23 protein-coding genes are annotated in these 21,944 nt (G+C 72.5%); 14 read left to right on the top strand and 9 right to left on the bottom strand.

The features are described 5' to 3' along the window. Nucleotides 1-2: 2 nt before the first annotated feature. On the bottom strand, nucleotides 3-1,430 hold the full coding sequence (locus tag ABZY33_RS05160; protein WP_356490087.1) for a sugar porter family MFS transporter: 1,428 nt from the start codon (nucleotides 1,428-1,430) through the stop codon (nucleotides 3-5). Beyond that, complete coding sequence (locus ABZY33_RS05155) at nucleotides 1,423-2,274, bottom strand: phytanoyl-CoA dioxygenase family protein (protein ID WP_356490086.1); 852 nt, start codon at nucleotides 2,272-2,274, stop codon at nucleotides 1,423-1,425. The genes ABZY33_RS05160 and ABZY33_RS05155 overlap by 8 nt, the downstream gene beginning before the upstream one ends. Nucleotides 2,275-2,388: 114 nt before the next feature. Here ABZY33_RS05155 and ABZY33_RS05150 point away from each other — a divergent pair, with 114 nt between their 5' ends. Beyond that, nucleotides 2,389-3,393 (top strand): LacI family DNA-binding transcriptional regulator, encoded by a 1,005-nt coding sequence (locus ABZY33_RS05150; protein WP_356490085.1) that lies wholly within the window; start codon nucleotides 2,389-2,391, stop codon nucleotides 3,391-3,393. 13 nt (nucleotides 3,394-3,406) lie between these two features. Here ABZY33_RS05150 and ABZY33_RS05145 read toward each other — a convergent pair whose 3' ends face one another. Further along, nucleotides 3,407-4,294: a carbon-nitrogen hydrolase family protein gene (locus tag ABZY33_RS05145; protein ID WP_356490084.1), complete on the bottom strand. Its 888-nt coding sequence runs from the start codon at nucleotides 4,292-4,294 to the stop codon at nucleotides 3,407-3,409. A gap of 222 nt (nucleotides 4,295-4,516) precedes the next feature. On the opposite strand from ABZY33_RS05145, the gene ABZY33_RS05140 reads away from it, so the two are divergent. From ABZY33_RS05140 to ABZY33_RS05130, 3 genes are all read left to right on the top strand, one after another. Further along, nucleotides 4,517-5,428 (top strand): LysR substrate-binding domain-containing protein, encoded by a 912-nt coding sequence (locus ABZY33_RS05140; RefSeq protein WP_356490083.1) that lies wholly within the window; start codon nucleotides 4,517-4,519, stop codon nucleotides 5,426-5,428. Between the two features lie 103 nt (nucleotides 5,429-5,531). Next, nucleotides 5,532-6,893 (top strand): histidinol dehydrogenase, encoded by a 1,362-nt coding sequence (hisD, locus tag ABZY33_RS05135; RefSeq protein ID WP_356490082.1) that lies wholly within the window; start codon nucleotides 5,532-5,534, stop codon nucleotides 6,891-6,893. A gap of 147 nt (nucleotides 6,894-7,040) precedes the next feature. Beyond that, nucleotides 7,041-8,462: an amino acid permease gene (locus tag ABZY33_RS05130; protein WP_356490081.1), complete on the top strand. Its 1,422-nt coding sequence runs from the start codon at nucleotides 7,041-7,043 to the stop codon at nucleotides 8,460-8,462. A gap of 13 nt (nucleotides 8,463-8,475) precedes the next feature. Here the strand turns inward: ABZY33_RS05130 and ABZY33_RS05125 are convergent, their stop codons facing one another. Beyond that, nucleotides 8,476-9,495, bottom strand: coding sequence for a LacI family DNA-binding transcriptional regulator (locus tag ABZY33_RS05125; protein WP_356490080.1), 1,020 nt, complete (start codon nucleotides 9,493-9,495; stop codon nucleotides 8,476-8,478). 194 nt (nucleotides 9,496-9,689) lie between these two features. Between ABZY33_RS05125 and ABZY33_RS05120 the strand changes: the two genes are divergently transcribed. The 8 genes from ABZY33_RS05120 to ABZY33_RS05085 all read left to right on the top strand — a co-directional run bounded on the left by ABZY33_RS05120 (nucleotide 9,690) and on the right by ABZY33_RS05085 (nucleotide 17,287). Next, entirely contained in the window at nucleotides 9,690-10,847 is a 1,158-nt protein-coding gene (locus ABZY33_RS05120; RefSeq protein ID WP_356490079.1) for a cupin domain-containing protein, read from the top strand. A 5-nt stretch (nucleotides 10,848-10,852) separates the two neighbouring features. Further along, nucleotides 10,853-11,599, top strand: a complete 747-nt coding sequence (locus ABZY33_RS05115) for an alpha/beta fold hydrolase (protein ID WP_356490078.1) — start codon at nucleotides 10,853-10,855, stop codon at nucleotides 11,597-11,599. Nucleotides 11,600-11,664: 65 nt separating this feature from the next. After that, nucleotides 11,665-12,975 carry a histidinol dehydrogenase gene (gene hisD / locus ABZY33_RS05110; RefSeq protein WP_356490077.1) on the top strand — a complete coding sequence of 437 codons (1,311 nt, stop codon included), beginning with the start codon at nucleotides 11,665-11,667 and terminating at the stop codon, nucleotides 12,973-12,975. Continuing rightward, the gene (locus tag ABZY33_RS05105; RefSeq protein WP_356490076.1) at nucleotides 12,972-13,748 is read left to right on the top strand and encodes an SDR family oxidoreductase; all 777 of its coding nucleotides are present in this window, start codon (nucleotides 12,972-12,974) and stop codon (nucleotides 13,746-13,748) included. Before hisD (ABZY33_RS05110) ends, ABZY33_RS05105 begins: the two co-directional genes overlap by 4 nt. Beyond that, nucleotides 13,745-14,563 carry an aldolase/citrate lyase family protein gene (locus ABZY33_RS05100; protein ID WP_356490075.1) on the top strand — a complete coding sequence of 273 codons (819 nt, stop codon included), beginning with the start codon at nucleotides 13,745-13,747 and terminating at the stop codon, nucleotides 14,561-14,563. The genes ABZY33_RS05105 and ABZY33_RS05100 overlap by 4 nt, the downstream gene beginning before the upstream one ends. Before the next feature lie 57 nt (nucleotides 14,564-14,620). Continuing rightward, nucleotides 14,621-15,967, top strand: a complete 1,347-nt coding sequence (locus ABZY33_RS05095; protein WP_356490074.1) for an MFS transporter — start codon at nucleotides 14,621-14,623, stop codon at nucleotides 15,965-15,967. 65 nt (nucleotides 15,968-16,032) lie between these two features. Continuing rightward, a complete protein-coding gene (locus tag ABZY33_RS05090) occupies nucleotides 16,033-17,031 on the top strand; it encodes an ester cyclase (protein ID WP_356490073.1) in 999 nt (332 codons plus the stop codon). Nucleotides 17,032-17,113: 82 nt separating this feature from the next. Further along, on the top strand, nucleotides 17,114-17,287 hold the full coding sequence (locus ABZY33_RS05085) for a CsbD family protein (protein ID WP_356490072.1): 174 nt from the start codon (nucleotides 17,114-17,116) through the stop codon (nucleotides 17,285-17,287). A 60-nt stretch (nucleotides 17,288-17,347) separates the two neighbouring features. Here ABZY33_RS05085 and ABZY33_RS05080 read toward each other — a convergent pair whose 3' ends face one another. Further along, complete coding sequence (locus ABZY33_RS05080; RefSeq protein WP_356490071.1) at nucleotides 17,348-17,683, bottom strand: MerR family transcriptional regulator; 336 nt, start codon at nucleotides 17,681-17,683, stop codon at nucleotides 17,348-17,350. A 165-nt stretch (nucleotides 17,684-17,848) separates the two neighbouring features. On the opposite strand from ABZY33_RS05080, the gene ABZY33_RS05075 reads away from it, so the two are divergent. Then, complete coding sequence (locus ABZY33_RS05075) at nucleotides 17,849-18,232, top strand: hypothetical protein (RefSeq protein WP_356490070.1); 384 nt, start codon at nucleotides 17,849-17,851, stop codon at nucleotides 18,230-18,232. A gap of 92 nt (nucleotides 18,233-18,324) precedes the next feature. On the opposite strand, the gene ABZY33_RS05070 is transcribed toward ABZY33_RS05075, so the two are convergent. The 4 genes from ABZY33_RS05070 to ABZY33_RS05055 all read right to left on the bottom strand — a co-directional run bounded on the left by ABZY33_RS05070 (nucleotide 18,325) and on the right by ABZY33_RS05055 (nucleotide 20,881). Then, nucleotides 18,325-18,639, bottom strand: a complete 315-nt coding sequence (locus tag ABZY33_RS05070; protein ID WP_356490069.1) for an SCO5918 family protein — start codon at nucleotides 18,637-18,639, stop codon at nucleotides 18,325-18,327. 46 nt (nucleotides 18,640-18,685) lie between these two features. Continuing rightward, nucleotides 18,686-18,964, bottom strand: coding sequence for a CBS domain-containing protein (locus ABZY33_RS05065; RefSeq protein WP_356490134.1), 279 nt, complete (start codon nucleotides 18,962-18,964; stop codon nucleotides 18,686-18,688). Nucleotides 18,965-19,008: 44 nt separating this feature from the next. After that, a complete protein-coding gene (locus ABZY33_RS05060; RefSeq protein WP_356490068.1) occupies nucleotides 19,009-20,502 on the bottom strand; it encodes a DEAD/DEAH box helicase in 1,494 nt (497 codons plus the stop codon). Nucleotides 20,503-20,677: 175 nt separating this feature from the next. Then, the gene (locus ABZY33_RS05055; protein WP_324767939.1) at nucleotides 20,678-20,881 is read right to left on the bottom strand and encodes a cold-shock protein; all 204 of its coding nucleotides are present in this window, start codon (nucleotides 20,879-20,881) and stop codon (nucleotides 20,678-20,680) included. Between the two features lie 435 nt (nucleotides 20,882-21,316). Between ABZY33_RS05055 and ABZY33_RS05050 the strand changes: the two genes are divergently transcribed. Next, entirely contained in the window at nucleotides 21,317-21,898 is a 582-nt protein-coding gene (locus ABZY33_RS05050; RefSeq protein ID WP_356490067.1) for a hypothetical protein, read from the top strand. Nucleotides 21,899-21,944: the final 46 nt, after the last annotated feature.

The following is a 21,944-nucleotide window of genomic DNA, read 5'->3' as shown; positions in this document are numbered from 1 at the left end:
GCTCACTTCCCGTCGAGCGCCCGGCGGAAGGGAAGCGGGCTGTGCAGCGCCCGCTCGATGCTCTCCAGGCTGCGGCCCTTCGTCTCCGGCACCTTGCGGACGACGAAGACGATGCAGGCGACGTTCATCAGCGCGTAGAAGAGGAAGGTGCCGGAGCGGCCGATGGTGTTGATCGCCGTCAGGGCGGTCATCGCGATGAGGAGGTCGAAGCCCCACACCGACAGCGTGGCGAGGCTGGTGGCCGGGCCGCGCACGCTCAGCGGCAGGATCTCCGGACCGATCAGCCAGACGACGGCCTGCATGCCCACGCCGTTGCACAGGATGTACGCGAACAGCGAGACGATCACGGTCCAGCGCTGCGCGGCGGAGCCCGTGGACGTGGCGAAGGCGAGCGCGAGGACGACCATGGCCAGCGCCGAGCCGGGCAGGAACCACAGCATCGTGCGCCGCCGCCCCGCTTTGTCGACCGCGACGGCGCCCACCACTCCGGCCACGACGAGCATCGCGCCGATGCCGATGCCGGTGAGCAGGGCCACCGAGTCGCCGAAGCCGGCGTCGTCCAGGATCGTCGGCGCGTAGTAGACGATGGCGTTGACCCCGGTGAGCTGGGAGAAGGCCGCGATGCCGACGGCGATCAGGAGGGCCGGGCGCAGCCACCGCTGCCGCAGCCGTCCCCAGCCCCCGCCGCCCCGCGGCGCGTCGGCGGTGACCGCGGTGATCTCCGCCAGCTCCGCCGCCACGTCCGCTCCGGCGGGCCGCAGCCGGCGCAACGTGCGCTCGGCCTCGTCACCGCGGTGCTGTTCGAGGAGCCAGCGCGGGCTCTCCGGGAGGAACAGCATGCCGACGGCGAGGGCCGCGGCGGGCACGACCGCGAGGGCGAACATGATGCGCCAGCCGCCGCTGCCGGACAGGGCCCAGCCGCACAGGTAGGCGATGAGCTGCCCGATGGCGACCATGAGCTGGAAGAGCACCATGAGCCGGCCGCGAATGGCGGCGGGGGCCAGCTCCGCGATGTAGACGGGCACCATGTTCGAGGCGCCGCCCACCGCGAGGCCGAGCACGAAACGGGCGGCGACCAGGGTCGTCACGTCGGGGGCGAGCGAGGCCGCCACCGCGCCGGCGGCGAAGATCACCGCGACCGCCGTCACCACCTTGCGCCGCCCGTGCCGTACCGCGGTCCGTCCCGAGACGAGGGCGCCGGCCATCGCGCCGAGCAGGATGACGCTGACGACGATCTCCTGCTCGCGGGAGGAGAGGTCGAGGTCGTCGCGGAGGTGGAGCAGTGCGCCGGAGATGATGCCGGTGTCGTAGCCGAAGAGCAGGCCGCCCAGGGCCGAGACGGCGGCGACGGCGTACACGAGCAGCGGCGGGCGCCCGGTGTCCGGCGGCGGGGCCGCCGGACGGGCGGCCAGCCGGGTCGCCTCAGCCATCGCCCATGACCAGACCCTCGATGGTGTGCTTCTGGGTGATCGGCGTCAGGGCGTCCACGACCGGGCAGTCCAGGTGGCGGCGGACCCGCTCGGGCAGCGACTCCCAGAACGCGCGGGTGACGGCGGTGTCGTGCCGGTCGGCGTTCTTCGCCTCCGGGCCGTCGAGCCCCAGCACCAGCACGGGCCGCGCCTTGGCCGACTCGTTCCGGGTGCCGCGGTGGATGGTCAGGGCGGTGCGGGCCGAGATGTCGCCGCGCTGCGGGTACTTGCGCACCGCGCGCTCCTCGTAGCGGCCGAAGCGCTCGCGGGGCGGGAACATCCCGTGCGCGAAGTCGGGTTCGTCGTCCCACTGGGTGCCGGGGGCGATCTCGAAGGGACCCATGTCCTCGGCGGTGTCGACCGCGGTGACGTTGAACGCCAGCGAGGTGAGGCGGCCTTCCTCGCGGGTCTCCTCGGGGAGGGGGAAGTCGCGGTGCCACGGCTGGTTCACGGCGCCCTCCAGCGGTACGTCGAAGCCGAGTTCGACGATCCGGTAGTCGGGGCCGAGGACCGCGGTCGCCACGGACCGGACCCACGGGTGGTCGACGAGGTCGACAAAGCCCCGCAGCTGCTCCGGGTGGATCTCCACGTAGAAGCGGTGCGGGCCGCGGCCCACCGCACCGTCCGGCCGCGAGCGCGCCTCCGCGAACGCCGCCTCGATGTCCTCGCGCAGCCGGTCGGCCCACTCCGTGGCGAAGGCCCCCTTCCGGGCGGTGATCCCGTCCGTGTACAGGTGCGTCACCTCCTGCGTCACGTCGACGTCCAGGTCGGCGGGGGACACCCCGGGAAATGCGGACACAGTCATCCTTGCCTCCTTGCAAGCAGAGCTTCCGCCCTTACATTGCATCGTTGAATGCAACGTTGCAATACCCTCTGGCGCGGTCATTTTGTGAAGGGCGTCGCATGACAGGATGAGCGGGTGAGCAGTCGTCTGAAAGATGTGGCCGCCCGAGCCGGCGTCTCCGTGCGCACCGTCTCCAACGTCGTCAGCGGGTCCGCCTCGGTGGCGGCCGAGACCCGTCGGCGCGTCCAGGAGGCGATCGACGAACTCGGCTACGAGCCCAACCTCGCCGCCCGCAGCCTGCGCGCGGGACGCACCGGGATCATCGGACTCGCCATCCCGGAACTGCACTCGCCGTACTTCGGCGAACTCGCCGGGCTCCTGGTGGAGGAGGCCCAGCGCCGCTCCTGGACCGTGATCATCGACCAGACCCGGGGCGACGCCGATGCCGAGCGCCGCCTGCTGACCCGCAGCGGCGGTCGCGTGGTCGACGGTCTCATCATCAGCCCCTGGGCGCTCGACCCCGCCGAACTGGCCGCCCTGGCACCGGCCGTCCCGCTCGTCCTGCTCGGGGAGCGCAGCCCGCAGGGGGCCGCGGACCGGGTGGCCGTCGACAACGTCGCGGCGGCCGAGGAGGCCACGGGCCATCTGATCCGGCTCGGCCGCCGGCGCATCGCGGCCATCGGCCTCCAGCCGCACCTGCGCAACGGCACCGCGCGGCTGCGCGCCGAGGGCCATGCCCGCGCCCTCGACCGGGCCGGACTCCCCCGCCCCGCCGCAGCCCAGCGCACCGTCGCCGCGCTGCACCGCGCGGACGGCGCCCGCGCCATGGCCGCGCTGCTCGACGCCCCCGAGCCCCCCGACGCCGTCTTCGCCTTCAGCGACGAACTCGCCCTGGGCGCCCTGCACGTGGCGCACGAGCGCGGCCTGCGTGTCCCCGAGGACCTGGCGATCGTCGGGTTCGACGACATCGAGGACGGCCGCTACAGCCACCCTCCCCTGACCACGATCGCGCCCGACAAGCGGCAGATCGCCGAGCGCTCCTTGCAGTGCCTGGCGGACCGGATATACAGCCCCGGCAACGCCGTCCCCCCGCAGGAACTCGTCGTCCCGCACCGACTGGTGACCCGCGGGACGGCCTGAGCGCGGGCCGTCGTCACCGCGGTCCGGCGCGGTCCGGCCCGGCCCGCCACCGCGCCGGGTCGATCCGCCCTTCGTACAGCGGCAGTTCGAGCGGCGCCTGCCCCGCGGCGAAGGGGTCCCACACGCGGGTGAGGCCCGCGGTGCCGTACGCGCGGACCCGGCGGGCCTCCCCCAGGTCGACCACCTCGGTCAGGACCAGCTCCGGTTCGGGCCCGGCCGCGGCGCGCACCCGCCCCTCGGGGTCGACGAGCACGCTCCGGCCGATCCCGTCCGGCGGCGCCGCGTTGACGCTGGCCATGAAGACCTGGTTGACGATGGCGTTGGCGCGCGCGAGGACGAGTTCCTGGGTGCGGTCGACGGTCGGCGTCCGCACGAGGTTCAGGACCAGGTCGGCGCCCTGCCACGCGAGGTGCCGCGTGACTTCCGGGAACCAGGCGTCGTAGCAGACCGACAGGCCGATCCGGCCGTGGTCCTCCAGATCGAAGACCACGAAGCGGGTGCCCGACCCGGTCGTCTCGTGCGGCCGCCACGGGAAGACCTTGCGGTACGACGCCACCCGTGTGCCCTGCGGCGAGTAGACGACCGCCGTGTTGTAGACCTGCCCGTCCTCCGCCAGCTCGTAGACGGTGCCCGGGACGAGCCAGACGCCCAGGTCCCGCGCGAGCGCGGCGAGGGCCGCCCCGCGCGGCCCGTCCAGCGGCTGCGCCGCCGCGCGCATGACCTCCGCGGGGTCCTCGTCCCTGCGGTGCCCGCACAGGTGCAGCTCCGGATACGCGAACAGCCGCACGCGGGGGTACGCCCGGGTGAGACCGGCCACCTCCGAGGCGAAGGAGTCCAGGCCGGGGTCGCTGTGGTGGCGGGCGGCGGCCTGCACGAGGCCGACGGGCAGGGGGCGGGACATCGGCTACGGAACCTTTCGGGCGGGCGACACGGCAAGGCCGGGCGAGAGGCGGCGCGGGGGCCCTGGTGCGCTGGGCACCGGCGGCGTGAGGGGCGCGGTCGAGCCAACCACCCCCGCCTCGTACCGGACAAGCCCCCTCTTGCCTGCGCGAACCACAGGGCGAGCCTGTACCTTCGGGCGTGGCCAGGACACCCCTCACCGACGGACAAGGCGCTCACACGGATGACTCTGAACCAGTTGCGGGCCTTCGTCGAGGCGGAGCGGGGCGGGTCGTTCACCGCCGCGGCGCAGGCCATGGACATGGCGCAGGCGTCGGCCTCCGAGCTGGTGCGCCGCCTGGAGACCGAACTGGACGCGGAGTTGTTCGTCCGCGGCAGCCGCACCCTGACCCTCACCTCGGCGGGACAGGAGCTTCTGCCCTACGCCCAGCAGGCGGTCCAGGCTGCGGACCACGGCACCCGGGCCGTGCGCTCCCTCGGCTCGCTCGGCGGCGGCACGGCCACCTTCGGGGTGCTGCGCAACGCCGACTACTACCTGCTCTCCAACCTGGTCCAGATGTTCCACGCCCGGTACCCGTCCGTACGGGTCCGCCTCGTGGGCCAGAACTCGGCCGAGACGGCCGCCGCCGTCGCAGCGGGCCTCATCGAGGCCGGTCTGGTCGTGCTGCCGATCGACGACGAGGGCCTCGCGGTCAGCCCGCTCCTGCGCGACGAGGTCTTCTACGTCAGCGCCGACGCGGAACGCACCCGCGCCCCCGTCACCATCGAGGCCTTCGCACGGGCGCCCATGGTGCTGTACGACGCCCGGTACGGCTGGCAGGACCCGACGCGGCGGCAGATCGCGGAGCGCGCGCAGCTCGCCGGCGTCACCGTCGACCCGCTGATCGAACTCGAACACGTCGAGGCGGCGCTGAAGCTGGTCGCGGCGGGCGTGGGCGACACCATCGCCAGCCGCGCGGTCGTCGAGGCCCCCACCTTCCCCGCCGGGCTGCGCACCGCCCCGTTCGCGGAGCCGCTCTACGACACCATCGCGCTGGTCAGGCGCCGGGGCTACCCGCTCTCCCGCGCCACGCGCGAGCTGGCCCGGATCGCCGAGGACACCCTGCGCGAGATCGGTGTCGGCCTCACCCTGTGACGCCGTACCCGCTGCACCCGCCTCCTGCCGCAGGGAAACCCTCTGGATCGGACAGGAACTACCCCTCTAGTCCTGTGCCGACCTGGCGTCTAGCGTCCTCGCCATGCAGATCACGCACGACGAAGCCCAGGCCCTCCCCCCGCTCCAGTGGCTCAAGAAGCCGGCCGTGGACGGCCCTCCCGCCCAGCGCGACCCCAAGGTGGTCGAGCGGGTCTCCCAGATGCTCAAGGAGATCGAGCACAAGGGCATGGACGCGGTCCGCGCCTACGCCCAGGAGCTCGACGGCTGGTCCGGCGACCTGGAGATCGGGGCCGCCGAGCTGAAGAAGTCGGGGGACGCGCTGCCCCCGGACGTCCGTACCGCTCTGGAGATGGGGTACGAGCGCACCCACCGGTTCGCCGCGGCCCAGCGCGAGCACCTGACGGACTTCGAGATCGAACTCGCCCCCGGTGTGCGGGGCGGCCAGCGCTACGTGCCGGTCTCCCGCGTCGGCGCCTACCTCCCCGCCGGCCGCTTCCCACTGCTGGCCAGCGCCTTCATGACGGTCAACGTCGCCAAGACGGCGGGCGTACCGACCGTCCTCGCCTGCACGCCCCCCTCGGGCGAGCACGGCGCCCACCCCGCCGTGCTCTACGGCGCCCACCTCTCGCGCGCCGACCGGGTCTTCGCCCTCGGCGGCGTCCAGGCGCTGGGCGCGATGGCGTTCGGCCTGCTCGGCGAGGCCCCGGTCGACATGCTGGTCGGCGCCGGGAACGCCTTCGTCACCGAGGCCAAGCGGCAGCTGTTCGGCCAGGTCGGCATCGACCTGCTGGCGGGCCCCTCCGAGGTCGCCGTCATCGCCGACGACAGCGCGGACCCGGTCTGGGTCGCGGCGGACCTGCTCGGCCAGGCCGAGCACGGCCCCAACTCCCCCGCCGCGCTGATCACCACGTCCGAGCAGCTGGGCCGCGCCGTGGTCACGGAGATCGAGCGCCAGCTCGCCACGCTGGCCACCCGGGACATCGCCGGACCGGCCTGGCGGGACTTCGGTTCGGTCATCGTCGTGGCCGACCGGGACGACGCCGTCGCCGTGGCCGACGTGCTCGGCCCCGAGCACCTGGAGATCCACACCACGGACGACGACTACTACCTGGCCAACCTCACCTGCTACGGCTCCCTGTTCATCGGCCCGTGGTCGACGGTCGCCTACTCCGACAAGGGCATCGCCGGCACCAACCACGTCCTGCCGACCGGCAAGACCGCCCGCTACAACGCGGGGCTGTCCGTCTCGCGCTTCCTCAAGCCGCTGACCTACCAGCGCGCCGCCAAGGACGGCACGGCGGCGCTGGCCCCGGCGGTCGAGCGGATCTCGGCCTTCGAGGGCCTGGCCGCGCACGGCGCGACCGCGACGCTGCGCATCGACGAGATCGGCCGCACCTCAGAGCTGTTCGACTCCGTTCCGGCGGCCCTGCGCGAGCAGCTCTGATCCCCTGCCCCGCCGCCACGCCGCGGTGCGGCGCGGCCCGGCGGCGGGGCACCCCGCCCGGGCCCCGGCCCGCCTCTTCCCCTTCGTTCCCCCTTCACCCTCTCCCCCAGGTTGCCCACGTCCCCCCATTCATCCGAGGATCCCCGCATGCAGCACCACCCGCCCGAGCCCCCGCCGTCCGCTCCCGCCGGCACCGCTCTCACCCAGGGCCTCAAGGGCCGTCAGATCACCATGATCTCCATCGGCGGGGTGATCGGCGCCGGCCTCTTCGTCGGTTCGTCCACGGCGGTGGCCACCGCGGGACCCGCCGTCCTGATCTCGTTCCTGCTGGCCGCCGCGCTCGTGGTGCTCGTCATGCAGATGCTCGGCGAGATGGCGGTGGCCCAGCCGGACACCGGGTCCTTCTCGACGTACGCGGACCGCGCCCTCGGCCGCTGGGCGGGGTTCTCCATCGGCTGGCTGTACTGGTGGTTCTACATCCTCGTCATCCCCATCGAGGCCATCGCGGCCGGGGAGGTCATCGCCTCCCTGACGGCGCTGCCGAGCTGGATCCCGGCGCTGGCGATGATCGTCCTGCTGGCGGGCAGCAACCTCCTCGCGGTGCGCAACTACGGCGAGTTCGAGTACTGGTTCGCCCTGCTGAAGGTCGTCGCGATCGTGGCCTTCCTGGTGCTGGGCGTCCTCGCCGTCCTCGGGCTGCTGCCCGGCTCCGGCACCCACGGCGTGGCGCACCTGTGGGACCACGGCGGCTTCGCCCCCAAGGGCGCCACCGCCGTCCTCGCCGGTCTGCTGACCGCGATGTTCAGCTTCCAGGGCAGCGAGATCGTCACCATCGCCGCGGCCGAGTCCGAGGAACCGAAGAAGAACATCAGGAAGGCCGTCCGCGCGGTCGTCTGGCGGCTCGGCCTCTTCTACATCGGCTCGATCCTGGTCGTCGTCTGCCTCGTCCCGTGGAACGCCGCCGACCTGGCGGAGTCCGGTTCCTACCAGGCCGTCCTGGAGCGGATGAACATCCCGGGCGCGAGCCGGATCATGGACGTCGTCCTGGTCGTCGCCGTCAGCAGCTGTCTCAACTCGGCGATCTACACCGCGTCCCGCATGGTGTTCTCCCTCGCCCGGCGCGGCGACGCCCCGGCCGCCTTCGCCCGCACCTCGCGCCACGGCGTGCCGCGCAACGCGGTGGTGGTCTCCACCGTCATCGGCATCGCCGCGGTGATCGCCAATTACCTGCTGCCGAGCGTCTTCTCGTATCTCATCGCCTCCAGCGGCGCGATCGCCCTCATGATGTACCTGGTCATCGCGGTGACCCAGTACGCGACCCGGCGCAAGGCGGGCCCGCCGCGCGAGGTGCGGATGTGGGGGTTCCCCTACCTCACCCTCACCACGGTCGCCTTCATCGCGGCGGTGCTCGTCCTGATGGCGGTGCTGCCGGGGCACCGGCTCGAACTGTGGCTCTCGCTCGGCCTCGCCGCGGTCCTGGTCGCCGTGGGCGTCGTCCGCCAGCGGCGGCTGCGCGGGGACGCGGCCGAACCGCCCGTGCCCGCGCCGGCGACGGCCGCCCGGCCGTGACGGCCCGCGGGTCTCAGGAGACGCGCGCGTGCGTGGCCCTGGGCACGAACTCGGTGGGCAGCACCAGCCGCTCGCCCGCCGGGTCGACGTCGCCGCCGATGCGCCGGACGAGCAGCCGCGCCGCCTGGCGCGACAGCTCCCGCAGGTCGTGCCGGACGGTGGTCAGCCGGAACACCTCCCAGGCGGCCATCGGCAGGTCGTCGAAGCCGATGACCGTGAGGTCCTCGGGCACCCTGATCCCCGCGGCGAGCGCGGCGTTCAGGACGCCGATGGCGACCACGTCGTTGCCGCAGAAGACCGCCGTCGGTGCCTCGGCGGCCGCCAGCAGCACGGGCAGGGCCCGGTACCCGGTCTCGTACTCGAAGGCGCCGCGCGCCACCCGGTCCTCCGCGAGCCCGACCCCGGCCTCGGCGAGGGCCAGCCGGAAGCCGAGTTCGCGCTCGCGCCCGGTCGTGGTGTTGGCCGCGCCGAAGATCCCCGCGATCCGCCGGTGGCCCAGGGCGACCAGCTCCTCGGCCACGAGGCGGCCACCGCCCTCGTTGTCGACGACCGAGGCGTAGTCGCCCGCGCCGCCCGTGTCGCGGTTGAGGAAGACGAACGGCATGCCGCGTCGCTCCAGCTGGGCCGGGAGCCGCGAGTCCGTGGTGGCCGTCGCGAGGACGACCCCGTCCAGCGACTGGTCCAGGAGCCGCTCCTCGGCGACCGCCTCGTCGGACCGCTCGGTGATCAGCATCATCCGGTAGCCGAGGGTGCGCAGTTCGTCGTGGAGCGGAGCGATGACATGCGGGTAGAACGGGTTCGTCAGGTCCGTGACGATGACGCCGACGCGGCGCGTGGAGCGCGTGGACAGGGTGCGCCCCGCCTCGCTCGGTACGTAGTTCAGCGCCTGAGCGGCCCGCCGCACCTTCTCCCGCGTCGCCTCCGACACCCTGGGGTCGTCGCGCAGCGCCCGCGACACCGTGGGCTGCGAGACACCCGCCAGCCTGGCCACGTCGTGACTGGTGATCCCCATCAGCTCTCTCCTCGTCGCCACCACTGCACCGCCCCGGCGCGCCTGCGGATCAGTATACGTATGTGTGCTCAGCTCCCGACGAAGACAGCGGCCCTTCCCTCAGCCGCTCTGCGTCCGAAAAGGGCTCTCAGATTGGTGGCGCCTCACCTCTTGACACTCGCCTCCTCCAACACCTGTCATAGGAATGCATACGTATTCACCAACAAGGAGCCGTCATGTCCGATGTCCCTGATGTCCCCGATGCCGTCGTCACCCCCGGCGAACTGACCCGGCGCACCGTGCGCCGCACCGACTTCGTCTCCTGCAACCAGGCCTTCATCGACTGCCGCACCCCGGGCTCGGACCGCAAGGAGAACTACGCGATGATCGGGCCGGGTGTCTCCCAGGCCGCCGGTCAGCACGTCAACCTCCGCCTGCCGCACGGCTACAACATCGGCGCCGCCGCCATGCCGCACGGCATCACGAACAACCTGCACCTGCACTACACCGCCGAGGTGTTCGTCTGCACCGAGGGCGAGTACCTGCTGCGCTGGGGCGCGGACGGCACCGAGGGCGAGCTGCTGCTCAAGGCCGGGGACATCGCCTCGATCCCCACCTGGATCTTCCGTGGCTTCACCAACACGGGCCCGGACGACGGCTGGCTGTTCACCGTGCTCGGCATGGACCACACCGGCGGCATCATCTGGGGCCCCTCGGTGCTGCGCGAGGCGCAGGGCCACGGCCTGTACCTGAGCGCGGAGAACGAGCTGATCGACACCGTCGCCGGCGACACCCTGCCCCCCGAGGCCGAACTCGTCAGCCCCATGACGCAGGAGCAGATCGACCGGCTGCGCCGCTACAGCCCCGAGGAGATGAAGCGCCGCATCGCCGCCGCGGACGAACTGGTCTGGTCGGAGCACCCCTTCCTCGACAGCACGCTGCCCGGCGGCGGGGTCCGCCTGAGCTGCGTCATCGGGTACGGCATGACCGAGGACCCGCACCAGGAGCCCCGGATCTTCAACCCCCACGGGCACAACGCGGCCTGGCTGCGCGCCGAACCGGGGCAGGGCGTGTCGTACCACCGCCAGCACGAGACCCAGACACTGATCGTCAAGGACGGCGAGTGGGAGGTCACGCTCAACCGCACCGACCCGGTCTCGGTGCGCCTGGGCCCCCGCGACATGCTCTCCGTCCCGCAGGACGCCTGGCGGACCCTGCGCAACGTCGGAGAGACCCGGGGCGACCTCCTGGTGGTCAACTCCGGCGACGGCCGCGTCCGCCTGGAGTGGGACGAGGAGGTCGCCAAGAGCGCGGCCGACGCCGGCCTCGGCATCGACCACAACGGCTACCTCGCCCCGTACGCCCTCCTGCCCCGCTCCGCGCGGCGCTGGTGACCGGCGTGCGCCGGGCCACCCCGCACCGCGCGCTGCCGGTGGTCGTGGTCCCGGGGATGCTCTGCGACGCGAGCCTGTGGTCCGGCGTCACCTTCCCCGCCGACCGCGAGGTCCGGCACGTCGCACTGGAGCGGCCGGACATCGGGGCGCTCGCGGAGGACGTCCTGTCCGCGGTGCCGGGTCCGTTCGTCCTGGTCGGGCTGAGCCTGGGGGCCATCGTCGGCTTCGAGGCGCTGCGCCGGGCGCCGGAGCGGATCGCCGGCCTGTGCGTGATGGCGACGAACGCGTCGGCGCCGCGCCCCGGGCAGTACGCGGCCTGGCGCGCGATGGACGGGCTGATCCGTGCCGGGCGGTTCGAGGAGGTCGTCGAGCAGACCCTGCCGGACATGTTCCCCGACCGCTGCCCCTCGCCCGAAGGCGCCCGGCGCTACCGCCGGATGGCCGCGGCGGTCGGCCCGGACGCCGCCCGCGTCCAGCTCGCGGCGCAGGCGACCCGGACGGACGCGGCCGGCGCGCTGCGGGCCGCCCGCTGTCCCGCGGTCGTGCTCAGCGGGGCCGGGGACACCCTGTGCCCGCCCGCGTTCCACCGGACGATCGCGCACGCCGTACCCGGCGCCCGACTGCGCGAACTGCCCGACGCGGGCCATCTGCTGCCCTGGCAGCGCCCCGACGCCGTCACCGCCGCCCTGCGCGCCGTCCTCGACGCCGCCGACCGCGGCGCCGCGGTCCCGGCCCTGACCCCGCCGCCCTGACCGGCCGCCCCCGCGCCGGTCCCCCACCTCACCCGCACGCCCCTCCCCCAGCGAAGAGAGCCATCATGCCCCGATTCCTCAAGTCCCCGGTTCCCGCCGCCCAGGTGAGCGCCGCCCGCGCCGACGTGGCCGAGCGCGTCCACGCCATCCTCGACGACATCCGCGAGCGCGGGGACGAGGCCGTCCGGCAGTACTCGGAGAAGTTCGACAACTGGAGCCCCGAGTCCTTCCGGCTGTCGCCCGACGCGATCGAGCGGATCATCTCCGGGGTTCCGCAGGCCGTCCTGGACGACATCCGCTTCGTGCAGCGGCAGGTGCGCACGTTCGCACAGGCCCAGCGCGACTCGATGCACGACGTCGAGATCGAGACGCTGCCCGGCGTCCGCCTCGGCCACCGCCACGTGCCCGTCGCCTCCGCGGGCGCGTACGTGCCCGGCGGCCGCTACCCCCTGACCGCCTCGGCGCACATGACGATCGTGACCGCCAAGGTGGCCGGCGTCCCCCGCGTCGCCGCCTGCACCCCGCCGATCCGGGGCGAGATCCCCGCGGCCACCGTCGCGGCCATGCACCTGGCCGGCGCGGACGAGATCTACCTCCTCGGCGGCGTCCAGGCCGTCGCGGCCCTCGCCCTGGGCACCGAGACGATCGGGCGGGTCCCGATGCTCGCCGGCCCCGGCAACGCGTACGTCGCGGAGGCCAAGCGCCAGCTCTTCGGCGAGGTCGGCATCGACCTGTTCGCCGGTCCGACCGAGATCCTGGTCATCGCCGACGAGCACGCCGACCCGTTCGTCGTCGCCGTCGACCTGCTCTCCCAGGCCGAGCACGGCCCGGACTCCCCCGCCGTCCTCGTGACCACCTCCGAGGAGCTGGGCCGCGAGGTCGCCGCGCACATCGAGCGACTGCTGCCCGGCATGCCGACGAAGGACTTCGCCGGCCCGGCCTGGCGCGACCACGGCGAGATCGTCCTGGCCGCCACCCTCGACGAGGCCTTCGAGATCGCGGACTCCTACGCCAGCGAGCACGTGGAGGTCCTCACCGAGAACCCGCGCCAGGCGCTGGAGAAGATGCACGACTACGGCGCCCTCTTCCTCGGCGAGGGCACGTGCGTCTCCTACGGCGACAAGGTCATCGGTACCAACCACGTACTCCCCACCCGGGGCGCCGCGCGCTACACGGGCGGCCTGTGGGTCGGCAAGTACCTCAAGACGGTCACTTACCAGGAGGTCACCGACACCTCCTCCTCGGCGCTGCTCGGCGAGGTGTGCGGCCGGGCCGCGCGCGTCGAGCTGTTCGAGGGACACGCCCGCTCCGGTGACGTGCGGGCGGCCAAGTACGGCCAGGGCACCCTGCCGTGGAACGAAAAGGCCCAGGCGTGAGCGGCTCCCCCGCGGCGCCGCTGGCCGGCCGCACCGCGCTCGTCACCGGCGGCGGCAGCGGCCTCGGCGCCGCCATCACCCGGTCCCTGCTGTCCGAAGGCGCCCGTGTCGTCATCACGGGCCGAGGCGAGACGGCCCTCAAGGAGACGGCCGCCCGGCTCGGCCCCCAGGTGGTGCACCGGGTCTGCGATGTCTCCCGCCCCGACGACGTGCGGGAACTGGCCCGGAGCCTCGCGGACGAGGAGATCTCCGTCCTCGTCAACAACGCCGGGATCGCCGGTCCCGTCGCACCGCTGACCGAGATCACGCCCGACGCGTGGGACGAGGTCTTCGACGTGAACGTGCGCGGGGTGTTCCTGATGTGCCGCGCGTTCCTTCCCGCGATGACCGCGCGCGGCTCCGGGGACGTCATCAACATTGCCTCGGTGTCGGGCAAGCGGCCCCTGCTGCGGCGTACGCCCTACTGCGCGTCGAAGATGGCGGTCATCGGCCTGACGGCGACGCTGGCGGGCGAGGTCGGCCCGCTGGGCGTGGCGGTCAACTCCCTGTCTCCCGGGCCCGTCTCGGGCCCGCGCATGGAGCGCAACTTCCGCCTGGAGGCCGCGCGCACGGGCAGCAGCTATGCCGAGGCCGAGCAGGCGTTCGTCTCCCGCTCCGCCCTGGGACGCATGGTCACCGAGGACGAGGTGGGCGCGGCCGTGACCGCGATGCTGCGCATGCGGGGCCTGTGCGGCGCCGACATCGACCTGTCGGCCGGGATGGTGGCCCGGTGACGGGGCCCGGCGGGCAGCGCCCGCGCCGGAGCCTCAAAGAGCGGCTGGCCGCGGGCGAGCGGCTGCGCGGCGCCCTGTTCCGGCTCCCGTCGGAGACGCTCGTGGAGATGGCGGGCGTCGCGGGTCTGGACTACGTGGTCATCGACTGCGAGCACGGGCCGGCCGACACCGCCCTGCTCCAGAGCCACCTCACGGCGGCGGCGGCCCAGGGGATCGACGTCCTCGTCCGGGTCGGCACGGCCGAGCCCTCGCTCGCGCTGCGCTGCCTCGACCTGGGCGCCGCCGGGCTGATCCATCCGCACGTCGACAGCGCCGAGGACGCCCGGCGCGCGGTGGCCGCGAGCCACTACCCGCCCCTCGGTGACCGGGGCTTCGCCACCTACAGCAGAGCGGGCCGGTTCGGCACGGTCACCGCGGCCGACCATGTGGCCGCCGCCGCGCAGACGCTGGTCGTGGCGATGGTCGAGACGGAGCGGGCCTGTGCCGCGGCCGACGCGATCGCTGGCACGCCCGGGGTGGACGCGGTCCTGGTCGGCCCGGCCGATCTCGCCGCGGACTGCGGTTTCCCGGGCCAGGAGACCGTCCAGGCCCTGATGGGCCGCGCGCACGAGGCGGCCCGGGCCGAGGGCCGCGCGGTGATGACCATCGTGCCCGGTGAGGACGGTGCACGAGCCGCGGAACGGGCGGGCGCACAGCTGATCCTCTTCAACATGGCGCACGTCCTGATGGACACCCTGCGGGCGCTCGCCCGGCCCGGATCCGCGGAGTCCACTTCCCCCCGGCAACCTCTTGACGCCCCCCACCGGGCTCCTTAGTGTTCACCCCGAGTTCATACGTATGCACACCCCTCCCCCTGCGCGATCGGAGAAGCCATGTCCGCCGCAGCGCCTCCCAGTACCGTCACCGACCCGCCCCGCGCCGATCCGGAGAAACGGGCCGCGATCCGCCGGGCCATCGGCGCGGGCAGCATCGGCAACTTCGTAGAACAGTTCGACTACGGCCTCTACGGCTACATGGCCCCGATCATGGCTCCCGCGTTCTTCCCCGAGAGCGACCGGACCGTCGCCGTCCTCGGCACCTACGCGATCATCGCGGTGGCGTGCCTGTTCCGGCCGCTGGGCGGGACGCTGGTCGGGCGGTGGGGCGACCGGGTCGGGCGCAAGAAGACGCTGCTGTGGACCATCGTGTTCATGGGCGTGGCGACCGCCCTCATCGGCGCCCTGCCCACGTACCACCAGGTCGGCATCGCCGCTCCGCTCCTGCTGCTCCTGCTGCGCGTCGTGCAGGGCACGGTCTCCGGCGGGGAGTACGTCGGCGCGGTGGCCTTCATCGTCGAGTGGGCCGAGCCCCGCCGACGGGCGTACTACACCTCGTACGCCTCGAACAGCTGCTTCCTCGGCACCCTCGCCGGCGCCGGTACGGCCGCGCTGACCAGCTGGGTCTTCACCGGCCCGGCTCTGGACTCCTGGGGCTGGCGGCTCCCGTTCCTGCTGGCGGTCCCGCTCAGCCTGGTCGGGATCTGGCTGCGCCGGCACATCGCGGAGACCCCCGAGTTCGTCCGCGCGACCGCCGACGGGACGCAGGTCGTCAAGGCGCCGGTCCGCGAGGCGCTGCGCTGCCAGCGGCGGCCCATCCTGGTCTACTGCGGTATCTCGATCATGTGCGCGATCCTCTCCTACACCTGGGTCACGTTCTATCCGCAGTACCTGACGGACACGCTCGGGCTGCCCCGCTGGATGGGGCTCGCCTCGAACGCCATCTCGATCGCGGTCCTCATCCCGCTGCTCCCCCTGGCCGGCATGCTGTCGGACCGGATCGGGCGCAGGCCGATGCTGATGACGGGCGCCGCCGCCTGCATCGTCCTGGTCCCGCTCGCCTTCTGGGTCGGCGAGGGCGGCACGTTCGGCGCCGCGGTCGCCAGCCAGCTCATCTATCTCGTCCCGGAGTTCTTCCTCACCGGCATCATCACCGTCTGCGCCGCGGAACTCTTCGCGACCCGGACCCGGTTCAGCGCGAGCGCCATCGCGTACAACAGCTCCTTCTCCATCTTCATGGGGATCACGCCGTTCGTGGCGACGCTGCTGGTCAGCACCTTCCACACGATCTACGCGGTGTGGGTGTACCTGGCGGCCGCCGCCGTCCTCGCCCTCGTCGTGGTGACCTCCTTCATGACGGAGACGTACCGCAGCCAACTGGGTGCCGACAAGTTCGCCCGCTGAGTCCGGTCCCGTCCACTCCCGCCCTCGTACATACGAATTCACCTTCCCCGGAAACGGAGCGCATCATGCCTCTCGACCCCGTCGCCTACCTGCCCTACAAGGACCCGGACGACTTCATCCGCGAGGTGACCGACCGCATCTGGGTCGGCCGGGACATCGCCTACATCGTCGACAACTACGAGCCCGACTCGATCGTCCACACCAGCCTCGGCACCGTCGTCGGCCGCGACGGGGTGATCGAGGGCACCACGATGCGCATCGGCAGCACGCCGGGACACATCGGGCAGGCCGAGGACGTGGTGTGGGAGGCCCGCGGCGACGACGCGTTCCTCAGCTCGCACCTGGTCTTCTCCGCCGACGAGCACCTCGTCGGCGGCCGCAACGTCCGCGTCCGCAAGCGCACCGTGGCCAACTGCCTCTACCGCCGGGGCCGCATGGTCGAGGAGTGGGTGGTGCGCGACGAACTCGCGGACTGTCTCCAGCTCGGCATCGACCCCGCCGAGGCGGCCCGCGCGCTGCGCTTCCAGGGGTACACCGGCTCGATGACCGAGGAGCCGCCGAAGGACGTGCTGCTGCGCGGCGTCAGCGGCCCGCGCCCGGACGACTTCCGTCCCGAGTGCGAGATGGTCCTGGAGTTCATCGACGAGGTGTGGACCCAGCGCCGCCTGCACAAGGTCCACGACTTCATGGCCCGTGACCTGTTCCTGCACACGGTCGGCGACCGCACGGTCATCCGGCCGGAGCGCTACCAGGCCGACCTGCTCTCCCTGGTCGGCGCCTTCCCCGACGCCCGGTTCGCCGTCCGCGACGTCCAGACCCACTACGCGGAGCGGTACGCGGGCCTGCGGGTGGCCGTCACCTGGACCCTGCACGGCACGTACCGGGGCACCCCGGACTTCGGCCCCCTCACCGGGCAGCCGGTCACGATGCTCGGCGTGTCGCAGTTCCTGATCCAGGACGGCCGCATCGTCAAGGAGGTCCGCGTCTACGACGAGATCTCCCTGCGCGCGCAGATCGACGCGGGGCGCGGCGACGGCCCGGACGTCGAGGTCAACATCTACTGAGCGGGTCGCATGTTTACGAAGCGGCTGAGCGGCCAAGCGGATGTCAGCACATGATGTCGACGGCAAGGGAGCGTGAGCGGACATGACCGCCAACGAGAAGGCCAAGGCGAAGGTCGAGCAGGCCTCCGGTGCTGCCAAGGAGACCGCCGGCCGCGCCGTGGGCAACGAGCGCCTCACCGCCGAGGGCCGCGCCGAGCAGATGAAGGGCGACGCGCGCCAGGCGAAGGAGAAGACCAAGGACATCGGCAAGCACTGACCGTCCGGGTCCCGACCGCCACCGAGGGCGGCCCCGTCCACCGGGGCCGCCCTCGGGCGTTCAGCCGGCCTGTCCGGCGGGGTCGGCCGCCCGCCGGTAGCGCTCGTTGAGCCGCTGGGCCTCTTCGAGCTGGTCCTCCAGGATCACGATGCGGCAGGCCGCCTCGATCGGGGTGCCCTGGTCGACGAGTTCGCGGGCCCGGGCCGCGATGCGCAGCTGGTAGCGGGAGTAGCGACGGTGACCGCCCTCCGAGCGCAGCGGTGTGATCAGCCGCGCCTCGCCGAGCGCGCGCAGGAAACCGGGGGTCGCGCCGAGCATCTCGGCCGCCCGTCCCATGGTGTACGCGGGGTAGTCGTCATCGTCCAGCCGGCCGCTGAGCGGGGTCTCTGCAGTCATTCCACCTCAATAGGTCACGCGCCTGGAGGGCCCTGCTGCCGTACGGCGACAGGGCCCCGGGGGAAATTCAACACCATGCGGCCGTCGGGTCACACCTCGGCCGACACGTCCCCCGTCCGGACCTCGCTCCCGCCCGGCCGCGGAAGCCGAATAGAATCAGCGGCCATGTCGAAGCCTGACGAACTGCTCACCGTGCTCGCCGCCACCGTCGAGTCGGAACAGAGCACACAGATGTCCCTCACCGTGGTCACGGGTGGCGCTGTCATCACTGGCCGGCTGGCGCCCGAGGCGATCTGGCGCCGGCGCGTGTCAGAGGTCCTGAAGGACTCGGACCAGCTCGGACCGTTCTCGGTCGCCTTCACCGCGCTGGAGGCCCGCGAGACACCCGCACCGCCCTCGGCCGACCGGACCCCCACCCATCTGCACTTCCATGTCGCGCGCATCCTTCAGGGCACGATGGGCATCCCCGAGACGGGCGGCATGTACCGGGTCGCGATCTGCGACGTCAATGCCTGGACCGTCGGCGACTTCAGCTACTCCGACCACTGATCACCACAAGACGTGAGGGCCCGACCGGTGTTCCGGTCGGGCCCTCACGGGTGTAGCGGTACGGGAGCGGCGCGCGCCGCTCCCCTCGCCGGTCAGGCCGGCAGCGACGATCCCAGCAGGGCCGAGGCGCGCTGGTAGGGGCTGCCGGCCGGCGGGGCCGCCTCGACGGCGACCGGGACGGCGCGGCAGGAGAACCCGAGCTGCGCCATCGCGCGCAGGACCTCGCCCGCGCTGAAGTCGCGGCGGTCCTGCCTCGTGACGGCCTGGCCGACCTGCTTGACGGGGTAGTGCCGCCGTCCGATGATCACGGACTCACCGGTGACCGGCTCGGGCTTGACGCCCTTCATCGTCTCCAGGACGCCCGCCTTGGTCAGGTCGAACGGAAAACGAGCGATGACACAGCGCATGAGACCTCATTGGGGAGAGTGAGAGCGGGACCGGGGTGGAGCCGGTTCAGCCGGCGAGAGCGAGGGGCTCTTCGTCGTCGGTGACGTCACGCAGCCGGAGCCGGTCGGTGTACCCGGTACCGCCGCGGACGACGGTGAGCCGGGCCCGGGTGACAACGCCGATGCGCCGGCCGTCGTCGTCGCAGACGAGCAGGTGCCCGACGCCGGCCCCCGCCATGACGGAGAGGGCCACCTCGACCGTCATGTCTCCCCATACCTGGGGTCCTGCTTCCTCCGTGGCGGCCACCGAGGAACGGGGCCGCGGACGGAGAGGGGTCGGAACCAACGTCAAAGGTGCCTCCTGCGCAGATGGAACCGGCTTCGGGTGGGTCACGCGGCGTCCGCGGCGGACGGGCGTCCGCCGGCACGGCGCGCGGCCGAGACGGGGCGGCGGCGGCCGCGCGGGGCACCACCGCGCCGGGGCCGTTCGGCCGCCGGCTGGGTGATGACGACCGGTACGCCCGAGGGAGCCTGGGCGCCGGTGATGCGGTGCAGTTCCTGTTCGCCGGAGCGGACCTGCGTGACCTGCGGACGGATGCCGGCGTCCGACATCAGCCGCGTCATGCTGCGGCGCTGGCCGGGGGTGACCAGCGTGACGACGCTGCCGGACTCACCGGCCCGCGCGGTGCGCCCACCGCGGTGCAGGTAGTCCTTGTGGTCGGTCGGCGGGTCCACGTTCACGACGAGGTCGAGGTTGTCGACGTGGATGCCGCGCGCGGCGACGTTCGTGGCGACGAGCACGGTGACGTGGCCGGTCTTGAACTGGCTGAGCGTGCGGGTGCGCTGGGGCTGCGACTTCCCGCCGTGCAGCGCGGCGGCGCGTACGCCGCTGCTGAGCAGGGACTGGGTCAGCCGGTCGACGGCGTGCTTGGTGTCGAGGAACATGATCACGCGGCCGTCGCGGGCGGCGATCTCGGTGGTCGCCGCGTCCTTGTCGCCCACCTGGACGTGCAGGACGTGGTGCTCCATCGTCGAGACGGCGCCGGCCGAGGGGTCGACGGAGTGGACGACCGGGTCGCTCAGGTAGCGGCGCACCAGCAGGTCGACATTGCGGTCGAGCGTGGCGGAGAAGAGCATCCGCTGCCCTTCCGGACGCACCTGGTCGAGGAGCGCGGTGACCTGCGGCATGAAGCCCATGTCGGCCATCTGGTCGGCTTCGTCCAGGACGGTGATGTTCACCTGGCCGAGCAGGCAGTCGCCGCGGTCGATGAGGTCCTTGAGCCGCCCCGGGGTCGCGACGACGACCTCGGCGCCGCCGCGCAGCGCGGAGACCTGCCGGCCGATCGACATCCCGCCGACGACCGTGGCCAGGCGGAGCCGGACGGCACGGGCGTACGGGGTGAGCGCGTCGGTCACCTGCTGGGCGAGTTCCCGGGTGGGGACGAGGATCAGCCCGAGCGGCTTGCGGGGCTCCGCGCGCTGCCCGGCGGTCCGGGCGAGCAGGGCGAGGCCGAAGGCGAGGGTCTTGCCGGAGCCGGTGCGGCCCCGGCCGAGGACGTCGCGGCCGGCGAGGGAGTTCGGCAGCGTCGCCCCCTGGATCGGGAAGGGGACGGTGACGCCCTGCCTGCCGAGTTCGGTCATCAGGGGGGCGGCCATGTCGAGCTCGGCGAAATCCGCCACCGCGGGCAGCGCCGGAGTGACCGTCTTCGGCAGGGCGAATTCGCCCTGCGGGCCCGAGGGACGGCGGCGGTACCCACCGCCGGAGCGCTCGGACCGGTCGGGGCGGCGCGGGGCGGGCGTCCCGAAACGGCTGCCGCCCCTTTCGCTTCCGGAATTGGCGTGACGGCTGCGTGAGAAACGGTCGTTCGTACGTGTGCGGTTCATGGGGAACCTTCCTCGATGCGGCGCACATCTTGGAATTTCTCCGGCAAGGGGAACGGCACGGAGAAGCACAGGACATGGACCGAATGGAACGCGAATGCGTCAGTGGGGAGAACGGGGCGCAGCTGGGGCCCGCACCCCGAAGGATGCGGGCCCCAGCTGCAGATGTGCGTAAGCGTCAGGCCTGAACGATGTTCTCGGCCGTCGGGCCCTTCTGGCCCTGCGCGATGTCGAAGGAGACCTTCTGACCCTCGAGCAGCTCACGGAAGCCCTGGGCGGAGATGTTCGAGTAGTGGGCGAACACGTCAGCGCCGCCACCGTCCTGCTCGATGAAGCCGAAACCCTTTTCGGCGTTGAACCACTTCACGGTGCCAGTAGCCATGTTATTTCTCCTTTGGGGCAGTTCATCGGAGTCCGCACTGCGCGGATACCGTGTCGCCGCGATGATTACCCCGCCGGAAATGACCGGTGAAACAAGAATGCTCCTGGCGAACGAGCCGACCAGGGGCACCTGAAGTTCGGGAACCACGACTGCAACTGAGATCGACAGTAGCACGCCACATGACCACACATCGGGCAGAAATTCCGGCCCGGTCCGATGCGGCAGAAATACTCCCCGCGGGCCCCGGCAAACCCTCATCCGGCGGCGACAGATATTGCGCGGCCGCGCGTTCCGTATCGGGCCGGCCCCTCCGGGACGCCGCGGTCCGCCCGGTCCGGACGGCCCACGGCGGCGCTGTTATCAGCCGGCTCCCGAGTGGCATAAACCTCCCGAGAAGATCATTCGTCTTTCCTAGTGTTACGGGAGTGCTGTGTGATGCGTATCCGCAGACAACTGCTGTTCGCGGCAGTCGCGCCATTGGCCATCGGTATGGCCGCTTCGGCCGCCTGCGCCGACCCCCGGCCCCCGACCGCTTCCCCGGGCACCACGCGCACGGCCAGCGTCGTCACCGAACTGAGCGCGCAGGAGGTCTCGATCGGCGACCGCGCGACGCTCCAGGTGCGGGGGCGGCTCGTCGAAGGTGACACGCTGCTCTTCCCGCTGTCCCAGATGGCGGTGTCCGTGGAGGTCCGCGGCGAACAGGACACGAAGCCACAGCGGTGCAACACCACCACGAGCCGCGAGGGCCGCTTCAGCTGTACGTTCAGCGTGACGGCCCACGACACGACCTCGGCGACCGTCACCTTCCCGGGCAACGCGCTCTTCGCCCCGGGGCGGGCCACCACGAGCGTCGCGGGCTCCGGCCAGAAGGTCACGGCCTCGCCTGCGGCCCCCTCGACCGCGCCGGCCCGGCCGTCCTCGTCCGGCGGCACGCTCACCGCCGTCTCCCCGGCTGCGCACGCCGCGAAGCCGGCGGCCCCCGCGGCGGCGCCGGGAACCTCCACGCGCCTCCACTAGCCCGACCGCAGCCAGGGATGACACCTACGGGTGGCGGCGCCCGCTC

This window comes from Streptomyces sp. NPDC006552 (assembly GCF_040611655.1).
Taxonomy (GTDB): domain Bacteria; phylum Actinomycetota; class Actinomycetes; order Streptomycetales; family Streptomycetaceae; genus Streptomyces.
The sequence above is the reverse complement of the archived record's forward strand: the minus strand, read 5'-3'. Positions and strand labels throughout refer to the sequence as shown.